We start from the raw sequence: 20,911 nt of genomic DNA on the forward strand, positions 1-20,911 counted from the left end.
AAGATCCTTACTTCTATAAGAGACTTTCAAACACACTGGACGAGCTCGTTACATTTCATTGCGACTCGCTGAGTTTGTATGAGCGAGAGATGGTGCATGGCACGCCGGGGAAATAGCCGCCGCCGAGATCGCTGCCGAAAAAGCGCAGCACCAACGATGCGAGCGCGAACCCAAGCGCGATGCCCGCGACCGAGCCGAGCGTGCCGAGCAGCGCGCCTTCGAGCAGAATCTGCCGCAGCAGTTGCGCGCGCGTGAGGCCGAGCACGCGCAGCATCGCGAATTGCGCGCGGCGGCGCACGACGCCGAGCGCCTGCGTCGAGAACACGAGAAACGCGCCCGTGAACAGCGCAACGAGCGCGAGCACATTCATGTTGATCCGGTACGCGCGCGACAGCCGGTCCGTGCGGCTTTCGACATCGCGCGTCTCCGACACAGCAAAGCGGCCGCCGAGCCGGTCTTGCAACTCGCGCCGGAAACGTTCGCGGTCGACGCCGCGCGCGAGCTGCAGATCGACGCGCGACAGCCTGCCCACGCGCCCGAAGCGCCATTGCGCGGCAGCGATATCCATCACGGCGATCCGCTGTCCGGGCCGCGCGCTGACGATGCCGCCCGCGACGCGCAGATGCACGTCGGACGTGCCGCTGCGCAGCGTCGCCGTATCGCCGACGCGAACGCCGAGCCACTGTTGGGCGGCCGTCGAGAGAAAGATCGCGTCGCCGGCGAGCGCGTCGAGCGGCGTGTCGCTGGCCGTCGCGCCGGTCAGATCGGGCGCGATACGGCTCGCGCGAAACACATCGATGCCGAGCACTTTGAGCGGCGCGGTTCGGCCCGGCACGGTGACGTCGAGTTCGAGCACGGGGCTCGCGACCGCGACGCCCGGCTGCGTGGCGAGTTGCGGATAGAGGCGTTCGTCGAAGGTTGGCTGCGCGCCGCGCACCTGTAAATCCGCCTGGCCCGACAGGCTGCGCGCCGCCGCCGAGAACTCGTTGAAGGCCGCGCTGTTGATGAGCTGCACGGCATAGCCGAGCGCGACGCCGAGTGCGATGGTTGCAATCGCGATCAGCGCACGGCCTTTGTGGCTGCGCCATTCGGCCGAGAGCAGCCAGCGCGTGAGCGTGCGCAGACCGTGGCGCGGGGCGCTGCGTGCGTCGGCGCCTGGCGCCGCTTCACGGATACCGTCGCGCGTGCTTTCCTTGAGGCTGTCGTTCATGCCTGCATCGATATCGTCATGGGTGCGAGGTGGGCAGCGCGTTGCGCGAGCGGGAGTCGGACGCGTGCAGCTTGCCTTCGCTCAGCACGAGCACGCGATCGGCGACGGCGGCGGCCGCTTCCGAGTGTGTGACCATCATCGTGGCTGCCCCGTTCGCTTTTGTTTCTTCGCGCAGCAGCGCGAGTACTTCGTGCGCGGTATCGGGATCGAGATTGCCCGTCGGTTCGTCGGCGAGGATGAGGGCCGGGCGATGCACGAGCGCGCGCGCAATCGCGACGCGTTGCAGTTCGCCGCCCGACAACTGACGCGGCAGATCGTCGTCGCGTCCTTCTAGACCGACGGCCGCGAGCATTTCGCTCGCCCGCTGCGTTGCGCGGCCGTTCAGGAGCAGCGGCAGCGCGACGTTTTGTGCGAGCGTCAGATGGGGCAGCACATGAAACGCCTGAAAGACGAAGCCGAGCTTCTGGCGGCGCAGGCGCGTGGCCGCGTCGTCATCGAGGGAGGAGATGGGCATGCCGTCGATCAGCACGTCGCCGCTGTCGGCGCGATCGAGGCCTGCGATCAGGTTCAGCAACGTCGACTTGCCCACGCCCGAGTCACCCATGATCGCGATGAATTCGCCCTTGCCGAGCGCGAAGTCGAGTTGGTCTAGGACGATGCGTTTGGTGTCGTAGGTTTTGCTTAGCGCGCGGCATTCTAATGACGGGGGAAGCATTTCTGGCCTTTTTTGTCTGCAACGCGGTGGGTTTTTCAGCGCCTTTGCGGCGCGGGCATCCGCGATAGCGCCTTGCGGCGCGGGCGTTGCCGTTGTGTGTTTGCCCTTTGCGCGGGCATCCGCGATAGCGCCTCGCGGCGCAGGCGTTACCCCTGTGCGGGGCGGCACTTACCTTCTTTGCCGCCGCAAAGAAAGTAAGCAAAGAAAGCGGGCTCACACCGCCAATCCTTGGCACTCACCCACGGGCTCTCGACGTCCCCACACTCCATATCGCAGTGTACTAGTATGCGCATGTTGCCATCGCATCGGCACACGCCTCACCCGCGTCACGCGCACGCGTCAACGCATACCCCACCAAAGTCCCCACGCTCCCGTGCGGCAAACTCTGTGTAGACCTTCGCGCCGCACAGGACACATTGCGGCGGATGGATTTTCCGATTCGGGGCCGTCCTTTACGGCGAGACAAGCTACACAGAGTTTGCCGCACATGGAGATTGAAACAGCGATGGGGCGAGCCATCGCACGGATGGGCGAAGCGGGTGAGGCGTAAGAGAGCACGTGGGCAACGCACCTGCACTAGTTCCCTGGGGCACGAAGTGGGGGGACGTTGAGAGCCCGTGGATAAGCGTCAAGGATTGGCGGCGTGAGCGGCTTTCTTTCGCCTACTTTTCTTTGCCGCTGCAAAGAAAAGTAGGTGCCGCCCCGCACAGGGGCAACGCCCGCGCCGCGAAGGCGCAACGCGGATGCCCACGCAAAGGGCAACACACACCGGCAACGCCCGCGCCGCGAAGGCGCAACGCGGATGCCCACGCAAAGGGCAACACACCAGCAACGCCCGCGCTGCGAAGGCGCCCGCGCCACGAACCCGCTATCCTGTCAACACCGCTCCGATTCAAAAAACCTCCACCATTCATGAATCTATCCTTCGAAGTCCTGCAAGCCCTCGACGCCATCGACCGCGCGGGCACGTTTGCCGCTGCGGCGGAAGAACTGCACAAAGTGCCGTCGTCATTGACGTATCTGGTGCAAAAACTCGAAATGGATCTCGGCGTCAGGCTGTTCGAACGCAGCGGCCGGCGCGCAAAGCTCACGCACGCGGGACGCGTGATCGTCGAGGAAGGCCGGCGTCTGCTCGAAGCTGCACGCGAACTGGAACAGAAAGCAAAGAGGATCGAGCACGGCTGGGAATCGGAATTGCGCGTCGCCATCGACGAAATCATCCCGTTCGAACTCATCTGGCCGCACGTGGCCGAGTTCTACAAGCTCAATCTCGGTACGCGCCTGCTGCTGTCCAAAGAAGTGCTAGGCGGCTCATGGGACGCGCTCATTACGCGGCGCGCGGATCTGATCGTCGGCGCGGCGGGTGATCCGCCGCCCATTGCAAACCTGGTTGCGAAGCCGATCGGCTCGCTCAAGCACGCGTTCGTGGTGGCGCGCAGTCATCCTCTCGCGACAGCCGCCGAGCCACTGACGATGGACGCCGTCGCGCGTCATCGTGCCGTTGCCATCGGCGACACGTCGCGCAAGCTCACGCCACGCACCATCGCGCTCGCCGCGAATCAGGAAGTGCTCACCGTGCCTACCCTCGAAGCCAAGCTCGCCGCGCAGATCAAAGGGCTCGGCATCGGCACGTTGCCGGAATGTATCGCCGCTGGCCCGCTAAACCGCGGGCATCTCGTGCGCAAAGACGTGCTGGGCATGCGCAACGTCACGCATTTCTATCTGGCATGGCGCGAAGACGAAGCGGGCAAGGCGCTTCACTGGTGGGTCGATCAGCTCGACCGTCCGGACCTCATCGACGAAGTGGCACAACGCCGTACGGCGGCAGGCTGACGACGCGTCGCGACAGCCGATGCTACGCGTGCTTCCGAAGCGTTCTCGTGTTGGTCATGCGCATCGTCATGTCGGCATGCGAGCACTCGCCCGAAATTGCCATGTGCTGCTGTACGAGTAAGCTCATCGGCTGCCGTAGCCGCGACGCCGCGCTGACCTCGCGCTCGCGCTCGTCGCATGCTTCCGCCATGTCGAGCAGATCCGCGATGAACGCCGGCAGCGGCGGCGCGCGCCCGGATACATCGTGCACGGCGTCCAACGCCTGCCCAACGTCCATCGACGCGCGCTCTTCACGCCCGTGACCTTCTCGCTCGCGCACTTCCGTCAGGCACTCGCGCAAATCTGCTTTCGAAACGGGCACGCACGCGAACACCGCAAGCAGCCGCATGAACGGCGACGCGCCGAGATCTTCGTGCGCTGGCGCAAGTACCGCGAGCGCGCGCCGCGCCCATATGCAACACTCCTCGAGCATCGACAGCTCATAGAACAGCAGGACAGTATTGACCGATAACGTCTCGCGCAGCGCCTCGCCGCGGTCTTCGGACAGCACCCAGTCGAGCGCCGCGCGAAGCTCGTCGAGCAGCTCAGGCATGCGCGCGTGCCAGCTGTCGGCGCACGCCCGGCCTTCGAGCAGCGCGGACAGATAGTGCGCATGTCTGCGCGCAACGTCGCGGCGCTCGCCGTTGTCGTCGAGCTTTTGCCGCGCGTACATGCGCGTGGTTTCGAGCAGACGGAACGACGCGTGGCTCGGCTCAGTACTCGCGACCACCAGCGACTTCTCGACGAGCGCCGCCATCGACACGACCACGTCGAGTTCGCCCATCGTGCTGTCCGCCGTCACGGCGATGGCGGCTTCGAGTGGAAAGCGCCCGGCGAACACGCCGATACGGCGCAATGTCTTGCGCTGCGCATCGTCGAGCAACGCGTGGCTCCAGTCCAGCGTCGCCTTCAAGGTCTGATGACGCGGCAATGCAGTGCGCGTGCCGCCCGTCAGCATGCCGAAGCGGTCGTCGAGATGCGCGGCCAGCGTGTCGATGCCGAGCAGCGCCGCACGCGCAGCGGCAAGCTCGATTGCAAGCGGAATGCCGTCGAGCCGCCGGCACACCATGCCCGTCACCTGAATGCTGTGCGCGTCGGAAGCGAAACGCGCGTCGATCGCGCGAGCGCGCAGCAGGAACAGGCTCACCGCGCTGCAACCGAGCACGCGCTGCGCGTCGTCGCCGGGATCGGGTACGTCGAGCGGCGCCACGCGGTGCAGCGTTTCCGACGGAATGCGCAACGGCTCGCGGCTCGTCGACAGCACGCGCAAACGCGGGCACGCGCTCAGCAGGGTGTTGGCCAGTTGCGCGGCCGCGTCGACGACATGCTCGCAGCTATCGAACACGATCAGCATACGCTGCCCGCCAATCGTCCTGACGATCCGCTCGCAGGTCGCGTGCGCGCCCTCGCGATGCGCGCCGATTGCGGCAGCAACCATCGTGAGCACGCCGCACATGTTCAACGCGGAGTGCAGCGACACGAAAAAGACGCCGCCCGGCGCGTGCGGCAACATGCGTCGCGCGACTTCGATCGCGATCCGCGTCTTGCCGATGCCGCCCGAGCCCACCAGCGTCACGTGACGCGCGCCGCCCAGCGCGGTGCACACTTGCACAATCGCTTCGTCGCGGCCCACCAGCACCGATGCATCGGCGGGCAGGTTGTTTGGCGCGAGCGCGCTGTCGTCGGCATGACGCGCAGCCTGTCGCGTCACTTCGTCGTCGTACGGCCCCCGCGAAGCCGCATGCAGCAGCCGATAGCCGCGTCCCGCAATCGTCTTGATCAGGTCGCGGCGCTCGCCGAGCAGCTTACGCAACGCCGACATGTGGACCTGAAGATTGTTGTCGCCGACCACGGTTTCGGGCCACACGCGCTCGAGGATGGCTTCCTTCGATACGAGTCCGCCTTGCGCCTCGATCAGCAATTCGAGTATGTCGAATGCACGATTTCCGATGCGCACTGGCTTACCGTCGACGCGAGCTTCGCGGCGCGCGAGATCAATGTCGAGTGGTCCAATGCAGATCATGAGCGGATAACGCAAAGCAGCGGCGGCACACGCAACGCTTCGCGGCACGTGCCGCCCATCTGGAATCGCGATGAGTCCCGGCCTGCACAACGCGCGTTACTGAGCATGCTGCATATCAATTGATGTGCTTGGCAGTCTAGAACGGCACAGCTCGTGCATGGGTGGAAAAATCCGAACGATCTGTTCAATATTTTTGAGGTTGCCGCGAAGGCATGTTGCGTGGTGCGCGGCTAATTGGGCCACTCCGAGCCCAACACCAGGCCGCAGAAATTCAGGCGCCGGTAGTCTGGGTCCCATCTGTCGAGCACGTCCGCGTTGACCGTGCCGAAAGTCGTCACGGGCCGATGCTCCATGCCGCGCGCGTAGACGTCGATCAGCTTCGTCTTGAAGCCGCGTTCTCTCGGAAACGCCTGCACGATGGCGTCGCGCTGCTGCATCGTGAACTCGTGATAGCGCGCGCCGCGCACGTCCATCTGCACGCCGGCGCCGACCAGCGCGACCAGCGCCGACATGTGCTCGGGAATGCCCGGCGTCGTATGCAGCGCAATGGCGTTCCACACGTCTGCCGCGGCGGATTCGTCGACGCAATGCGCGCGCAGAAAATTACGCGCCTCGTTTGCGCTGTCCACCTCGAAGCGATTCGGCGAACGGTCGAATCGCGCGTGCAAACCGACGTTGTGAAAGAGCGCGCCGACATACAGCAGCTCCGCGTCGAACGTGCGCGACTCCCTGTAGCCCGTCAGCGCGCCGAAAAAGAACGCGCGCTGCGCGTGATGCAGCAGCATGGCGGATTCGACGCCTCGCACATAGTGGAAGGCGGCCTGAGCCAGCGCGCTGTCGGGAAGCTCGACGCCGGCGACACTCATTTTCATGTTGACTCCTCGCGCCGGACGAGGGCTCCGGCCATGTGCTCCAGTGCGGCCGGCTCTCGTCCGGCCCTTCGTGCAGCCTAACAATGCAGCACGAAGAAAACTTTGTCGCAAGATTAAAAAACCTGAATGCACGCGATGAAATTCGTGCGCTTTGCATCGGGTGCAAGGTGTGCGTGCGGTAAGCGGCCGATGTCGCGGCGGCGCCTCGCAGGGGGGGGCAGTCATCGCAGGTAGGCGCGCGGGCCTTGTGGTTCGACGATTCGCGCCGCGTTGCCGCGTTTAAATTTTCCTGAACCGCCGCCAAGGCGTTCGGGAATCTTCGCCTGCGCTCAAAGAATGCGTTGCGTGACGCGCAATGGCGGATCGGCTCGCAGATCGCCCGGAAGCTGGACGCCCCGCACAACCCGCAGGCCGCGCCGCATGGCCTGAAACAGCGGCTGGCGCTGCCGCCCTATACCTACGTATGAGCCTCTCACTACTTGGATTAGCCCAACGTCCCAACGTACGATGGTTGATTCGTTCGCCTCGATCTATCTTTGTTCTCAAGCGGCAAAGCCACATTCCGCGCCAGAGCCAACGGATCAGACAGCGAGAGGTGAACGGTTTCATGGACAAGTTCTTGAGCATGCGCGTCTTCTCGCGCGTCGTCGAATCGGGCAGCTTCAGCGCCGTTGCCGACCACATGAACTGCAGCACGGGCAGCGTATCGCGCGCGGTGTCGTCGCTCGAAGACCAGCTTCAGACGAGACTGCTGCAACGTACGACACGCAGGATCTCGCTGACCGAGCCCGGCGAACGCTACTACCAGAAATGCAAGAAGATCCTCGCCGATCTCGAAGAGGCCGAGGCCGAAGCAGGAGACGCGCATACCTGCGCGCGCGGCACGCTGCGCATTCACTGCATGACCGATCTCGGGCTTGGGCAACTCACGCATTCGATCATCGAGTATCGCAAGCGTTTTCCCGCTGTCGCCGTGCAACTGAAATTCCTGCCGCGCATGGCGAATCTGCTCGAAGATGAAGTGGACGTATCGATCGTGTCGGCGCCTACGCTGCCCGACTCGCGCAACGTCTGCAAGCTGATCGGCTACTGCGAGCGCGTGCTGGTCGCGGCACCTGCCTTTCTTCAGACGCATCGGATCGAAACGACAGGCGACCTCGACGGACATGCGTTGACGCCGCTGCCGTTTCGCGAGGCGCCGCAGGGACACCAGGTGAAGCTGAGCCTCGTGAAGCCCACGTCTCATGAAGCGGGGGGCCAGTTCGTCATCAACGACGTCGAAGCGACGCGCGTCGCCACACTGGCGGGCGCGGGCGTCGCGGCACTGCCGCTTCACTGCGTGATCGACGACATCCGCAGTGGACGGCTCGTGCAGTTGTTTCCCGAATTGCAGCTTCAAAATACGAGCGTGTTCGCCGTTTATTCATGCAGGCACCACATTGACGCGAAGATCAAGACATTCGTGGATTTTCTGACGTCGCACCTGAGAGCGGCACTCGACAGCCGCCTTTTCGACGAGCACCGCCATGAGACGTTCGGTCGTCTCGAGCGCGCAGTGGAGAACGCATGATGCGCCTCATTACCTTCCCCCATTTTCGACCCGGCGTGGCCATCGCCGCATGCAGCCTCGGATTGGCCGTCGCCGGCGCGTACCAGGCACCCGGCCTGATGCAGGCCATTCTGGTTGTCGGCGCAAATGCGCAACTGCCGCTGGAACGCCTCGCCGCGCAGGCGGATCAACCTGCATCTGTTTCCGCCACGGCTGTTTCGTCGGCCTGGAAAGAGCATCTGCCGGCGCAGGCAAAACCGGCGGCACAGAAGCTCGAAGGCTATACGCGGCCCGAGCGCGATCGTCGCGCGCATCGCGACGTGCACGGTTATGAGCACAGCCTGACGGACTACAAATACTGGACCTGATTGCGGCTCTTTTCTGCGCACCGGTAAAGCGGGCGATCTGTGATGAACAGATCGCCCGCTTTGCTTTGCGCGTCACGGGTTGATCGCAGCTTCGAAGAATCCCGTCCGTGTGGATCGGCAACCAGCGGGCGAACAGGCAAGCCTGTTTGCCTCGTGCGTTCCATCATTCGGACAACCGACATTGGTTCCACTGCACAGGAAACAGACATGGGCAAGAAAAAGGTTATTCGCATCTATAGCGATCCCGCAGGCGGCTGGGGCGCGCTCAAGGCAACGGGCGAAGCACTCACGCTGCAGGGCATTCCCGTCTCCGGCGCCAAGACGCTGCTGCATATGAACCAGCCGCAAGGCTTCGATTGTCCCGGCTGCGCGTGGCCCGATCCGAAGCACACGTCGTCGTTCGAGTTTTGCGAGAACGGCGCGAAGGCTGTCGCGTGGGAGGCCACCGTGAACCGCTGCACGCCGGAGTTTTTCGCCGCGCACAGCGTCTCCGAACTCGCCGCATGGGACGACTACGACCTCGAAATGGTCGGCCGCCTCACGCACCCGATGGTCTATGACCGCGCATCGGACCGCTATCTGCCCATCAGCTGGGACGATGCGTTCGCGCTCGTCGGCCGTCATCTGAATGCGCTCGAGCATCCCGATCAGGCCGATTTCTACACGTCGGGCCGCGCATCGAACGAAGCGGCGTTTCTCTATCAGATCTTCGTGCGCGAGTTCGGCAGCAACAACTTTCCCGACTGCTCGAACATGTGCCACGAAGCGACGAGCGTCGGCCTGCCGCAATCGATCGGCGTCGGCAAGGGCACGGTTCTGCTCGAAGACTTCGAGCATGCCGACGCCATCTTCATCTTCGGCCAGAACCCCGGCACCAACAGTCCGCGCATGATGAGCGATCTGCATTCGGCATCGCGGCGCGGCGCGAAGATCGTGTCGTTCAATCCGTTTCGCGAACGCGCGCTGGAGCGCTTCGCGTCGCCGCAAAATCCCGTCGAAATGGCGACGCTCGGCTATACGCCCATCAGCACGTTTCTCTACCAGGTGCAGGTGGGCGGCGATGTCGCCGTGCTCAAGGGGATGATGAAGGCGATCGTCGAAGCCGACGACGCCGCGCTGGCCGCCGACAGGCCGCGCATTCTCGACATCGAATTCATCGAGGGCCATACGCACGGCATCGACGCGCTGCTGGATGACCTGCGCGTGACATCGTGGGACGACATCGAACGATATTCGGGCCTGTCGCGTGCCGACATCGAGAACGCGGCCCACATCTACATGCAGGCGGACAACGCGATCCTCGTCTACGGCATGGGCCTCACGCAGCATCATCGCGGCACGGAGAACGTGCAGCAGATCGCGAACCTCGCGCTGCTGCGCGGCAACGTCGGGCGTCCGGGCGCAGGCATTTGCCCCGTGCGCGGCCACTCGAACGTGCAGGGCAACCGCACGGTCGGCATCACGGAAAAGCCTTCGAAAGAACTGATCGAAGGCATCGAGCGCGCGTTCGGCTTTCGCGCGCCAGGCCACCACGGGCGCGACGTGATCGCAACGCTCGAAGCGATGATGCGCGGCGACGCGAAAGTGTTCATCGCGCTCGGCGGCAACTTCGCGGCGGCGATCCCCGACTGGGTACGCATGCAGGAAGCCATCCGCAAGCTCGAGCTGACCGCGCACATCGCGACCAAGCTCAACCGCAGCCACCTCGTGCATGGCAAGGAAGCGCTGATCCTGCCGTGCCTCGGCCGCACGGAAATCGACATTCAGGCGGAAGGCCCGCAATCGATCACCGTCGAAGATTCGATGTCGATGGTGCATGCATCGGGCGGGCGCAACGAACCGGCGTCGCCGCATCTGAAGAGCGAACCGGCCATCGTGGCAGGGATTGCGCGCGCGACGCTCGGCGAGCAATCGCGCGTGCCCTGGGAAGCGATGGTGGCGAACTACGACCGCATTCGCGACGCGATCGAGATCGTGTATCCCATCTTCCAGGCGTACAACGAGCGCATTCGCGTGCCGGGCGGATTTCATCTGGCTTCGACGGCGCGCGAGCGCGTCTGGGCAACACCGACGGGCCGCGCGAATTTCCTCGTCTTCAATGGACTCGACGAAGACCCGCTGCAGAGCGACCCGGACGCGTTGTGGCTCACGACGATGCGCAGCCACGATCAGTACAACACCACGCTGTATTCGCACTCGGACCGCTATCGCGGCGTGTTCGGCCAACGCGACGTCGTGTTCATGAACCAGCGCGAGTTGCACAAGCGCAACCTGCATCCCGGCGAGCGCGTCGACATCGTCGCGATTTCGACGGACAGAATCGAGCGCGTGATCCGCAGCTTCAAGGTCGTCGAATATTCGCTGCCCGACGGATGCTGCGGCGCGTACTACCCGGAAGCGAATCCCCTCGTGCCGCTTTACGCGTTCGACCCGCAAAGCCGCACACCGTCGTACAAGTCGGTGCCCGTGAAGGTGGTGCGCGCCGCCGCCGTGGGCCCCGACTCGGCCACGCGCGCCATCCCCGTCGAACCCGCCCCCCAACGCGAGGAGTCCCCCCCATGCTTGACCACGTACTCAACCTGTCGCGCGCGCAGTTCGCGATGACAGCGATCTTCCACATTCTGTGGCCGATCCTCACGATCAGCCTGTCCGCTTTCCTCGTGCTGGTGGAAGCGCTATGGATCAGAACGGGCGACGTGATGTACTACCGTCATGCGCGCTTCTGGGGCAAGCTGCTGGTGCTGAATTTCGCCGTCGGCGTGGTCAGCGGCATTCCGATGGAATTCCAGTTCGGCACCAACTGGGCCGGCTTCTCGCAGTACAGCGGACAGTTCATCGGCAACATCCTCGGCTTCGAAGGCGCGATGGCGTTCATGCTCGAAGCGGGTTTCGTCGGCGTGATGATGCTCGGCTGGGGCCGCGTGCCGCGCGGCGTGCATCTGTTCGCCACCGCGATGGTCGCGCTCGGCTCCAGCATCTCGGCGTTCTGGATCATGGTCGCCAACTCGTGGATGCAGACGCCCGCGGGCTATGCCGTCGTGAACGGCAAGATCGAGGTGACCAACTATCTCGCCGCGATCTTCAACCCCGACATGGTGTGGGGCGTCTCGCACATGTGGGTCGCGGCCATCGAAACGGGCATGTTCGTGATCGCCGGCATCTCCGCATGGAACCTGTTGCGCAAGCGTAACCCGGAGTTCTTCGCGCGTTCGTTCAAGATCGCGCTCACCGTGCTGGTGTTCGTCGCGCCGCTGCAGATCTGGCTCGGCGATTCGAGCGGCGTGAGCGTGTTCGAAACGCAGCCAGCCAAGGGTGCGGCGATCGAAGGCCACTGGCACACCAATGCACCGGGCACGGGCGCGTCGTGGTCGCTGCTCGCGTGGCCGGACCAGAAGGCGCAGCGCAACGACTGGTCGCTCGAAGTGCCCGGCATGCTGAGCGTGCTCGGCACACACTCGCTGCACGGCCAGGTGAAGGGGCTCACCGACTTCAAGCCCGAAGACCAGCCGCCGATGATTCCCCTTCTCTACTATGCGTTCCGCGCGATGGCGGGCATCGGCTTCTGCTTCATGCTGCTGGCGTTCTGGACCGCGTGGGCGCTGCGCAAGGCGCGCGGCAGCCTTGCTGCGTTGCTCGCGCAACGCAAGCTGCTGCTCGCGTGGGTGCTGTGCATTCCGCTGCCGTATGTCGCTGTCGAGGCGGGCTGGATCGTGCGTGAAGTGGGCCGTCAGCCGTGGGTCGTCTACGGGCTGCTGCGCACGAGCCAGGCGGCGTCGGCTGTCGCGCCTGCGTCGGTGTCGCTGAGCATCGCAATGTTCTTCGCCTTTTACGTGGTGCTGCTCGTCACATTCTTCGTGCTGGCGCGCCGCTGGCTGCGCAAGGGCCCCGATCTCACCAGCGCGCCGCCCGCCATCGTCACCGCGCATGCCGCGACGACGTCGTCCATCTCCGGCTATTGATGCCGCGTACTCCGCTCAAGAGGTTGCCTCATGGATAGCTCTACTCATTCGCTGCTCGCCTACGTCTGGTTCGGCCTGCTCGGCCTGATGCTGGTGTTCTACGTCGTGACGGACGGCTTCGACCTCGGCGTCGGCATTCTGACGCTGCTGCGTTCGCGGCGCGCCGACCGCGATGTAATGGTTCAGTCGATCGGACACGTCTGGGACGCCAACGAAACCTGGCTCGTCGTGCTCGGCGGCGCGCTGTTCGGCGCGTTTCCGCTCGCTTACGCGCAACTGATGCAGGATTTGTATCTGCCCGTGATGGCGCTAATTGCGGGACTCATCATGCGCGGCGCGGCGATCGAATTCCGCCACAGCGTCGAGCACGGTCCGCTGTGGGACAAGGTGTTCGGTATCGGCAGCCTGGTGGCGGCGCTCGCGCAAGGCGTCGTGCTCGGCAAGATCATCACGGGCCTCGTGCCGGGCGGGCTGCACACGGTGTTCATCGCCGTAGCGGCGATCGGCGTGGTAGCGGGCTATGCGCTGCTCGGCGCCACGTATCTGGTGAAGAAGACCGTCGGCATGATCGAGCAATGGTCGCGCCGTCTTTCGCTGCTGTGCGCGATGCTGACCGTCGCCGCCGCGCTGCTGCTGACCATCGCGACGTGGTTCTTCAGCGAAGTGGGCCTCGATCGCTGGTCGCAGCCGGGCGTGATGCACGTGTTGATCGCGTTGGGACTTGCAGCGGCGCTGTCGTTCGCGCTCATCATGGCGTCGCTGTATTTCGGCTCGGCGCGTGGGCCGTTTCGCGGCGCGGTGGCGCTTTTCATCGTGTCGTTCGCCGGTCTCGCCGTCAGCCTGTTTCCGGACTTCGTGCCTGGCAAGCTGGGAATCGTCGAGGCTTCGTCCGACTCGCATACGCTCGCCTTCATGCTCGCGGGGATCGGTCTGATCTTCCCGGTGATGATTGGCTACAACCTCTACCAGTACTATATCTTCAGGGGCAAGGTGGTGGGCGGGGCGCATGCGGGCGAGTGATCGACGCCGTTAATTGCACGTCGCTATTCCTTACCGGATTTTCTGGGCCTTCCGCGTGGCGCCTGCAACATGGGTTTGAGCATGGGCCGCAGAATGGGATTATAGAGTCCAAGAACGGACAGTGCTGTCGTGCCGAGTCGCTGCGCGACGTCACCCGTCAATTGGTGATTCAGACTCCGCAGCGGCCAATATGCCTTGAACGCGGCTGCCACGAGCGGCGCGATATCGGCGTCGGCCAGAGAAAAGACGACTAGCTGGTCCTGCACCGGGTCGTATGAGACGACGAACGACCGCGTCTTCGGCGTGGTTGTCATGAATGGCGTCCTGTACGGTTTGCTGCGCGGGGCTGGAAAAAAGCACCCCGCCCGGTGAAGCCTGAGCGGGGCGAACTGCAAACCCTCTGCGTCGGTAGCGGGAGAGGCCAACCGACAGGTCACCAATAAGGGATAAGCGCTAAGCGAGTCCCTCTCAAAAGGAGGGGGTGGAGCTGGCACGTGTATCAACGGCGAGAGGTCAGGAAGCCGTGTTGTCCAAAAATGAAATGACGGTGCGGCCGCACTATGGTTTGTGTTCGGATGAAATCCGCTCTGCGCACCTCCACGGGATGCGCTGAAACATCAGGCACGGTGAGCCGTTGCACGCACGCGTGAAGCGGGTGAGGCGTTGGCTAGCACGCTGGCAAGAGAGGCAAACAGTGCGTGGCGGCGTGAAGTGTAGGGACGTTGAGGGCCCGTGGGTAATAACAAGCACTTGCGGTGTGAGCCCGCTTTCTTTGCTTACTTTCTTTGCGGCGGCAAAGAAAGTAAGTGCCGCCCCGCACAGGGGCAACGCCCGCGCCGCGAAGGCGCTATCGCGGATGCCTGCACGGAGGGCAACCACACAACGGCAACGCCCGCGCCGCGAAGGCGCAACGCGGACGCCAGCGCGGAGGGCAACCGCACCACTACAACCCCACTTCAAGCCAACACCAACGCCTCGACCCGTTCGATCGCCTGCTCAAGCGCCGGCGTGAGCGTCGAACGCAAATGATCCAGCAACGTGCGGACTTTGGCCTCGAGATAGCGCCGCGACGGATACACAGCGAACACGGTAAAAGGCTTGAGCCTGTATTGCGGCAGCACGCGCACCAGCGTGCCCGCAGCGAGATCATCGGCGACGGAATACGTCGCCAGTGTGCCGATACCCGCGCCCGCCAGCAGCGCCGCGCGCAGCACATCGGGCACATTGATATGCATCGGCGCTTTCGCGAGCGTGACGACGTGCGCATCGTGCGCGCTTTCGATATGCCATTCGCGCGATGGCGACGCGGGCGATTCGAGTTCCAGCAGCCGGTGCGCGGCGAGGTCTTCGCGCGTGAGGGGCATGCCGTGCTGCTTCACGTAGTCCGGCGAGGCGACCATCACGGCCCACGCCGCGCCAAGCGTCTGTGCGACGTAGATGGAATCGGGCAACTGCGTCGCCGAAATGAGCGACACGTCGTAGCCTTCCTCGACCAGATTCGGCATGCTCTGCTCGATCTTCAGCTCGACGGAAACGTCGGGGTACCGCATCTGATAGCCGACCAGCGCCGCCGCCACCGTGCTCTGCGCAAGCCCCGGCGCACAGTGCAGCCGCAGCTTGCCGGCCGGCGACACGCTCGCGTTGCGCGCTTCGTCGGTGGCGGCATCGAGGTCCGCGAGGATCACCTTTGCGCGCTCATAGAAGCGGCTGCCCGCCTCGGTCAGCGACAGGTGCCGCGTGGTTCGATGCAGCACGGCCGTATGCAGTTGCTCTTCGAGCGACGTGACCGCGCGCGAGATCTGCGCAGCCGTCACGTCGTTCTCTTTCGCTACCGCCGTGAACGAGCCCGTCTCGACGACGCGGACGAAGATGCGCATGCTGCCGACGATATCTGCCATTCGTGAACCCAGGCACAGTGAACAAGCTGTCTCGCACGACGCCCGTCGTTCGCAGGCGCGCCGCAGCCTAGATCGGCACTATGCCACCGGGCGCCGCGGGCTGCAGCGCAGCGGACATCGGCCGCCGCCCTGCAGCCCGCCGCACGCACTCAGACGAGCGTCGCTTCGCGCAGCACGGTCGCGAGAATCATCGCGTCGCCATTGACGGGCGCAGGCCGCGGATTCGGCTTGTACACGGCGTCGCCGGGACGGATCGCCTGCCCGCTCATCGCGCAGTAGCCGGCCGCGCGGGCGCGCGCCATGCGCCAGACCTGGTCGCCGAAACAGCCGCGCGTCGAGTCGCGCCACGCGATCGTGGCCGTCGACGGCGTCGGACGGTCTATCAGCGTCACGAGGGCGCCGAAGCGCGCGTCGTTGCTGCGCGCCTTCTGACGCGCCCGCACGGCGCCTTGCGCGCTGCTGCCGCGCGACGAGGTTCCCAGCAGACCGATGGTTTGCGTCCACGGGTCGATCACATTGGCGTTCATGTTTGCGAGCATGTCGAAACTCCTGTTGGATAGCGACGGATTCGGAACTGCGAGGCAGCGCTCAGCGCGCGTCGTTGGCTTTCTCTTTCCAGCGGTGCGGCGTCTCGCCGACGAACTTCTTGAACACCGTCGTGAAGTGCGCCTGCGAGCGGAAGCCGCAACTGAGCGCGACGTCCATCACGTTGTGCTTCGACGTCACCAGCAGATGCTGCGCGTGCTCGACGCGCCGGCGCAGCAGATATTCATGTGGCCGCACGCCCGTCGCGCGACGGAATTGCGCGGCGAAATGCATGCGCGTGAGCCCGGCGCTCGCCGCGATTTCAGCCAGGCCGATGGGTTCGGCAAGGTGCGCCTCGACGAATTCGATCACGCGGTTCATGCGCCACTGCGGCAGCGGCGCGGCTTCGCGCGCGCGTCGTGTCGCGCCCGCGAAATGGCGCGACACGACGCGCGACACCATCGCGAGACTGACGCTGTCCGTGAACATCTTGCCGAGCGCCGCGTCGTTGCTTTGCGACACGGCGAGCGCCTGGCCGAGCCGCTCGAGAACGGGGTCGCGGATCAGTTGCGGATCGTCGAGCACGATGTCGCCGGCGGGCGCGCGCTGGAACAGATCCTCGTAGCACTCGGCGAGCACCGGCTGCGAGACGAACAGATGCAGCACGTCGGCTGTCGATGTGAACACGGCCTTCGTCGGCACGGCGGGCGCCGTCACCTGCACGGCGCCCGCCGTCAGGCGGCCGTGGACGAGCCGCCGTCCGGCGTGATCGAACGTGAGGGCAGCGCACGTCAGGTTCACGCCGATGCAATGGTCGGTCTCGCTTCCCTCGTTCGTCACTTCGAGCGGCGCGTCGCCCGCGTGCGTCCAGCGCGCGACGATCACGCGCGGGTGCCGTGCCGACGCATCGGCGGGCAACGCGTCGTGGCGGCGCCATTTCTGTTCCGCAACGATGGGCGAGGCGGCACGCCGCGACGCGACATCGGCGAGGGAAACGGGTAGATCGAGCAAAGTGGTAGTCATGGCAGGTCCGTCCGATACAGTGATTCGCTTGCGGCCAGGTGCTGATCCAGCATTGCCGCGATGAATCAAAGTTAAACAAACGGAACTGACGCGCCTAGCCGTACATTCGGTTGCCCGCTCAGTCGATTGGTTGAGTCAACCTATATGAAGGTTTAGTATGCGCGCACGCCGGGACGCAGCAGTGCGAGGCCGTGCACGCCGAAAACGAATATGCTGAAGACGGATGCACTGTGCGCGAGGCGAGCGCGCGGCAACGCGACGAACGTCTGCCGCCGTTCGCCGCGTGAAGAAAGAAAGAGAGGATGGGTGCCGGCGACAGCGCGCCGGTCAGGCTTACGAGCCGCGCTGGGCGCGGTGCGGCGCGCCGGACTCCAGCGATTTGACGCCGAGCGCTTCCGCCTTCAGGACGAAATCGGCGAGCGAGCGCGACTCCATTTTCTTCATCGCCTGGCCGCGATGAATCTTCACGGTGATTTCGCTGAGGTTCATTTCCGCGGCGATCTGCTTGTTCATCAGGCCGCTTGCGACGAACGCCATCACTTCACGCTCGCGCGGCGTCAGCGATTCATAGCGGCGGCGCAGATCGGAAACCGAACGTTCGGACTTTCGGCGCTCGACATCCTTCGCGAGTGCGTTTGCGACAGCGTCGAGCATGTCCTGATCGCGGAACGGCTTGGCGAGAAAATCCATCGCGCCCGCTTTCATCGCCTTCACCGACATCGCGATGTCGCCGTGCGCCGTCATGAAGATGATGGGCACGCGCACGTCGCCCGCCGCGATCTGCTCCTGCACGGCGAGGCCGCTCTGACCTTTGAGGCGCACGTCGAGGATCAGGCAGCTCGGCATGTCGGGTTTGACGAACGACAGGAACTCCTGCGCGGACCCGAACGCCTCCACCCTGAAACCCACCGAGCGCAGCAGCATGCCGACGGCCGCGCGCATCGAATCGTCGTCGTCGACGACATAGACGATCGACTGATTCGGGTCGTTCATTTCATCGCTGCTCATCACAGTATCCTTTATCGACAGGCAAAACGAACTGCACCGTTGCGCCCTGCCCTTGCTGGGACTCGGCCCAGATACGCCCGCCATGCGCTTCGACGATCGAGCGGCAGATCGACAGCCCCATGCCCATGCCATCGGGCTTGGTCGTGAAGAACGCATTGAAGAGCCGCCCCACGTTTTCCTCGCTGATGCCCGTGCCCGAATCTTCGACGAACACCTGGCCGTAGTGCTCGTCGAAGCGGCGCGTGCCGACGCGCATGCGCCTGGCGCGCCCCGTCACGCCGGACATCGCCTGCACGCCGTTCATCACGAGATTGATGACGACCTGCTGCAGTTGCACGCGGTCGCCGCACACGAGAGGCGGCGGTTCGACGTAGCGGGCTTCGAGTTCCACGCGCGCGGCGTCCAGCTCGCGCCGCACCAGTTCGATCGATTCTCTCACGATACCGTTGACGTCGAGCACCGCCTGGCTCGGATCGCGCTTCTGCGCCATCGCGCGGATCTGGCGGATCACGTCGCTCGCGCGCTTCGCGTCGCGGACCATCTGACCGATCGACTGGCCGACCTCCGCGAGATCGGGCTTGGCGCGGTTCAGCCAGCGCGACGCAGCGTCGCCCGCCGTCACGATCGCGGCGAGCGGCTGCGTGACCTCGTGCGCAATCGACGCCGCCAGTTCGCCGAGCATCGTCACGCGCGTCACGTGCGCGAGTTCCGCCGTCGAGCGGTCGAGCGCTTCCTGCGCGACCTGCCGTTCCGTCACGTCCATCAATGCGCCGACGTACTCGATGGCGGCCGACTGCGGCGCGGCCAGATGCGCGACGTAATGCACATGCTTGACGCGACCGTCCGGCATCAGCAGCCGATGCTCGACGTCGACATACGGCGCACCCGCGAGCTCGCGGTCCCATGCCTGACGAACCAGTTCGAGATCGTCGGGATGCGTGCGCGCGACAATCAGCTCCATGCCCGGCGTGTAGTCGGGCGCGTACTCGAAGATCCGGTAGACCTCGTCGGACCACCACATGTCGCCTGCCGGCAGCCGCGTCCCGATGCTGCCCGTGCGGCTCAGCCGCTGCGCGTCCGAGAGAAACGCCTCGCTGCGCTCCAGCGCCTGCTCGGCCTGCTTGCGCTCTTCGATGTCGGTATTCACGCCGTACCAGCGCAGGATGCGCCCGTCGGCATCACGCAACGGCTCGGCGCCGATGTGCATCCAGCGGTACGTACCGTTGCTGTGCCGGATGCGCGAGACGTTCTCGAACGGCTTGCCCGTCGCAATCGCGCCGCGCCACGCCGCCTGCATCGCGGGCCAGTCGTCGGGATGCACGATCGAGGTCCACACGCCGCCGCCGTTCTCTCCCAGCGTGATGCCGAGTTCGTTCCAGCGCCGGTTGATGTAGCTCAGTTCGCCGTCGCGCGACGAACTCCAGACCATGCCGGGAATTGCATCAATGGTCGCGCGCAGCTCTTCCTGCTGGCGCTGCAACTCGGCTTCCATGCGCTTGCGCTCGGTGATGTCGTTGTTGGTCGCGAGCACCGCGCACGGCCTGCCCTTGTCGTCGCGCCACAACGCGAAGCGGCTCGACACCACGACCGTGCTGCCGTCGCTGCGCACGCGCTGCAGCTCGCCTTCCCAGCGGCCCTTGCGCACGACTTCGTCGCGCAGTTCGTCGAGGGGAATGGCCGAACTCGTACGCGTGAGCTCGTGAATGCGCTGGCCGATTGCCTGTTGCGCCGACCAGCCATACAGCGCTTCGGCCCCCTGGTTCCAGAACGTGATGCGGTCGTTCATGTCGTACGCGACGATGGCGTCGTGCGTCAGGTTGAGCAACTGGATCTGCTCCTGCAGCCGCGATGTGTTCGCCTGATTGCGCAACGCGAGAAACGACGTCGTGCCGATCGCGAGCAGGCTCACGATACAGCGCGCAATCGAGCCACCCGAATAGTTCTCGTCGTGCGACATCGCGAACGCGAGCAAGGTCAGCGCGACGCACGTCGCCGCCGTGGCGATCGCGGCCTGGCGCGAGCCCGTCGACGCGACTAGCAGCACGACGACCACGTAGAGCACGGCAATGGCGATATCGAGCGGCGTCAGCGCGTCGATCACGAACACGACGACGCCGATGATGGCCGCAAGAGAAAGGAGAATGCGCGCGTCGGGAGCCGACGTCATGCCGGCGCTCTGACGGAACATCATGACGCTCCGCGGGCGCGGAGTACGGCGGGTACGACGGGCGGACGGCACAGGTTCGGCATAGGCGTTCCTTGCGAGCGTTGGCGTGCGGGCGGCGGCACCCTGATTGGCACCGCCGGACGCGTCGCTCGACGGTCAGACATCCAGGAAGCCGGCCCATCCCGATCTGGAGTGAATTCTATCCGAATACCCCGAAACAGCATGGCGCAGGGGCGCGGCGCGGCAAGGCGCGCCGACTTCATTCGTGATGCGAGCCGTCCGGCTCCAGTTGCGCAAGACAGCGCGATACTTCGTAGCCGTCGACGGGCTTGGTCAGCACGCACAGCGCGCCGAGATCGAGCGCCTGACGGCGCACCGCGTCGGACGCGAACGCCGAAATGAAGATGATGGGCAGCGTCACGCCCTGATCGAGCAGATGCCGGTACATGTCGAGGCCGCTCATGCCGGGCATCTGCACGTCGGAAATGATGCACGCGACGTGGCTGGAGATGCCTGTCGAAAGAAACGCCTCGGCCGATGCATACAGCCGGACATCCCAATCCAGCGAACGAACGAGGCTCGACATCGCGGTGCGGACGGATTCGTCGTCGTCGATGACGGAAGCGATTGGATTGATCTGCAAGCGACTTTCCTCGGCCGTTAAGTGACTACGGCACGGTGCTGCGTCATGCCGTTCAGGTT

At 64.8% G+C, this 20,911-nt stretch carries 17 protein-coding genes and 1 pseudogene; 7 read left to right on the forward strand and 11 right to left on the reverse strand.

Annotated elements, in window-relative coordinates:
* Positions 1 to 100: 100 nt before the first annotated feature.
* Together H3V53_RS25835 and H3V53_RS25840 are read right to left on the reverse strand one after the other, a co-directional pair.
* A pseudogene (locus tag H3V53_RS25835) lies at positions 101 to 1,210 on the reverse strand (ABC transporter permease); the annotation flags it as partial.
* Positions 1,211 to 1,226: 16 nt separating this feature from the next.
* On the reverse strand, positions 1,227 to 1,925 hold the full coding sequence (locus H3V53_RS25840) for an ABC transporter ATP-binding protein (protein WP_336600377.1): 699 nt from the start codon (positions 1,923 to 1,925) through the stop codon (positions 1,227 to 1,229).
* Positions 1,926 to 2,837: 912 nt separating this feature from the next.
* On the opposite strand from H3V53_RS25840, the gene H3V53_RS25845 reads away from it, so the two are divergent.
* Entirely contained in the window at positions 2,838 to 3,758 is a 921-nt protein-coding gene (locus tag H3V53_RS25845) for a LysR family transcriptional regulator (protein ID WP_336600378.1), read from the forward strand.
* A gap of 22 nt (positions 3,759 to 3,780) precedes the next feature.
* Here the strand turns inward: H3V53_RS25845 and H3V53_RS25850 are convergent, their stop codons facing one another.
* Together H3V53_RS25850 and H3V53_RS25855 are read right to left on the reverse strand one after the other, a co-directional pair.
* Positions 3,781 to 5,754 (reverse strand): ATP-binding protein, encoded by a 1,974-nt coding sequence (locus H3V53_RS25850; RefSeq protein WP_336600379.1) that lies wholly within the window; start codon positions 5,752 to 5,754, stop codon positions 3,781 to 3,783.
* 296 nt (positions 5,755 to 6,050) lie between these two features.
* Entirely contained in the window at positions 6,051 to 6,692 is a 642-nt protein-coding gene (locus tag H3V53_RS25855; RefSeq protein WP_054921290.1) for an HD domain-containing protein, read from the reverse strand.
* A gap of 341 nt (positions 6,693 to 7,033) precedes the next feature.
* Between H3V53_RS25855 and H3V53_RS25860 the strand changes: the two genes are divergently transcribed.
* The 6 genes from H3V53_RS25860 (at position 7,034) to H3V53_RS25885 (ending at position 13,588) form a co-directional block, all read left to right on the forward strand.
* Positions 7,034 to 7,159 (forward strand): hypothetical protein, encoded by a 126-nt coding sequence (locus H3V53_RS25860; RefSeq protein WP_336600380.1) that lies wholly within the window; start codon positions 7,034 to 7,036, stop codon positions 7,157 to 7,159.
* Between the two features lie 140 nt (positions 7,160 to 7,299).
* Positions 7,300 to 8,262: a LysR family transcriptional regulator gene (locus H3V53_RS25865; protein WP_336600381.1), complete on the forward strand. Its 963-nt coding sequence runs from the start codon at positions 7,300 to 7,302 to the stop codon at positions 8,260 to 8,262.
* Positions 8,259 to 8,609, forward strand: coding sequence for a hypothetical protein (locus H3V53_RS25870; RefSeq protein WP_336600382.1), 351 nt, complete (start codon positions 8,259 to 8,261; stop codon positions 8,607 to 8,609). The genes H3V53_RS25865 and H3V53_RS25870 overlap by 4 nt, the downstream gene beginning before the upstream one ends.
* A gap of 207 nt (positions 8,610 to 8,816) precedes the next feature.
* Positions 8,817 to 11,213 carry an FdhF/YdeP family oxidoreductase gene (locus H3V53_RS25875; protein ID WP_336600383.1) on the forward strand — a complete coding sequence of 799 codons (2,397 nt, stop codon included), beginning with the start codon at positions 8,817 to 8,819 and terminating at the stop codon, positions 11,211 to 11,213.
* Entirely contained in the window at positions 11,168 to 12,568 is a 1,401-nt protein-coding gene (locus H3V53_RS25880; protein ID WP_336600384.1) for a cytochrome ubiquinol oxidase subunit I, read from the forward strand. The genes H3V53_RS25875 and H3V53_RS25880 overlap by 46 nt, the downstream gene beginning before the upstream one ends.
* 30 nt (positions 12,569 to 12,598) lie before the next feature.
* Positions 12,599 to 13,588 (forward strand): cytochrome d ubiquinol oxidase subunit II, encoded by a 990-nt coding sequence (locus H3V53_RS25885; RefSeq protein ID WP_054921284.1) that lies wholly within the window; start codon positions 12,599 to 12,601, stop codon positions 13,586 to 13,588.
* Between the two features lie 23 nt (positions 13,589 to 13,611).
* Here H3V53_RS25885 and H3V53_RS25890 read toward each other — a convergent pair whose 3' ends face one another.
* From H3V53_RS25890 to H3V53_RS25920, 7 genes are all read right to left on the reverse strand, one after another.
* Entirely contained in the window at positions 13,612 to 13,902 is a 291-nt protein-coding gene (locus tag H3V53_RS25890; RefSeq protein ID WP_336600385.1) for a hypothetical protein, read from the reverse strand.
* Positions 13,903 to 14,544: 642 nt separating this feature from the next.
* Complete coding sequence (locus H3V53_RS25895; protein WP_336600386.1) at positions 14,545 to 15,486, reverse strand: LysR family transcriptional regulator; 942 nt, start codon at positions 15,484 to 15,486, stop codon at positions 14,545 to 14,547.
* Positions 15,487 to 15,635: 149 nt separating this feature from the next.
* A complete protein-coding gene (locus H3V53_RS25900; protein ID WP_054921279.1) occupies positions 15,636 to 16,025 on the reverse strand; it encodes a DUF3331 domain-containing protein in 390 nt (129 codons plus the stop codon).
* A 49-nt stretch (positions 16,026 to 16,074) separates the two neighbouring features.
* Positions 16,075 to 17,034 carry an AraC family transcriptional regulator gene (locus H3V53_RS25905; RefSeq protein WP_336600387.1) on the reverse strand — a complete coding sequence of 320 codons (960 nt, stop codon included), beginning with the start codon at positions 17,032 to 17,034 and terminating at the stop codon, positions 16,075 to 16,077.
* 333 nt (positions 17,035 to 17,367) lie between these two features.
* Entirely contained in the window at positions 17,368 to 18,042 is a 675-nt protein-coding gene (locus tag H3V53_RS25910; RefSeq protein ID WP_054921275.1) for a response regulator, read from the reverse strand.
* Entirely contained in the window at positions 18,029 to 20,233 is a 2,205-nt protein-coding gene (locus H3V53_RS25915; RefSeq protein WP_054921273.1) for a PAS domain S-box protein, read from the reverse strand. The genes H3V53_RS25910 and H3V53_RS25915 overlap by 14 nt, the downstream gene beginning before the upstream one ends.
* A 235-nt stretch (positions 20,234 to 20,468) precedes the next feature.
* Positions 20,469 to 20,852 carry a response regulator gene (locus tag H3V53_RS25920; protein ID WP_082426753.1) on the reverse strand — a complete coding sequence of 128 codons (384 nt, stop codon included), beginning with the start codon at positions 20,850 to 20,852 and terminating at the stop codon, positions 20,469 to 20,471.
* Positions 20,853 to 20,911 lie beyond the last annotated feature (59 nt).

The sequence above is a fragment of the Paraburkholderia bengalensis genome, assembly GCF_037126505.1.
Classification (GTDB): Bacteria; Pseudomonadota; Gammaproteobacteria; order Burkholderiales; family Burkholderiaceae; genus Paraburkholderia; species Paraburkholderia bengalensis.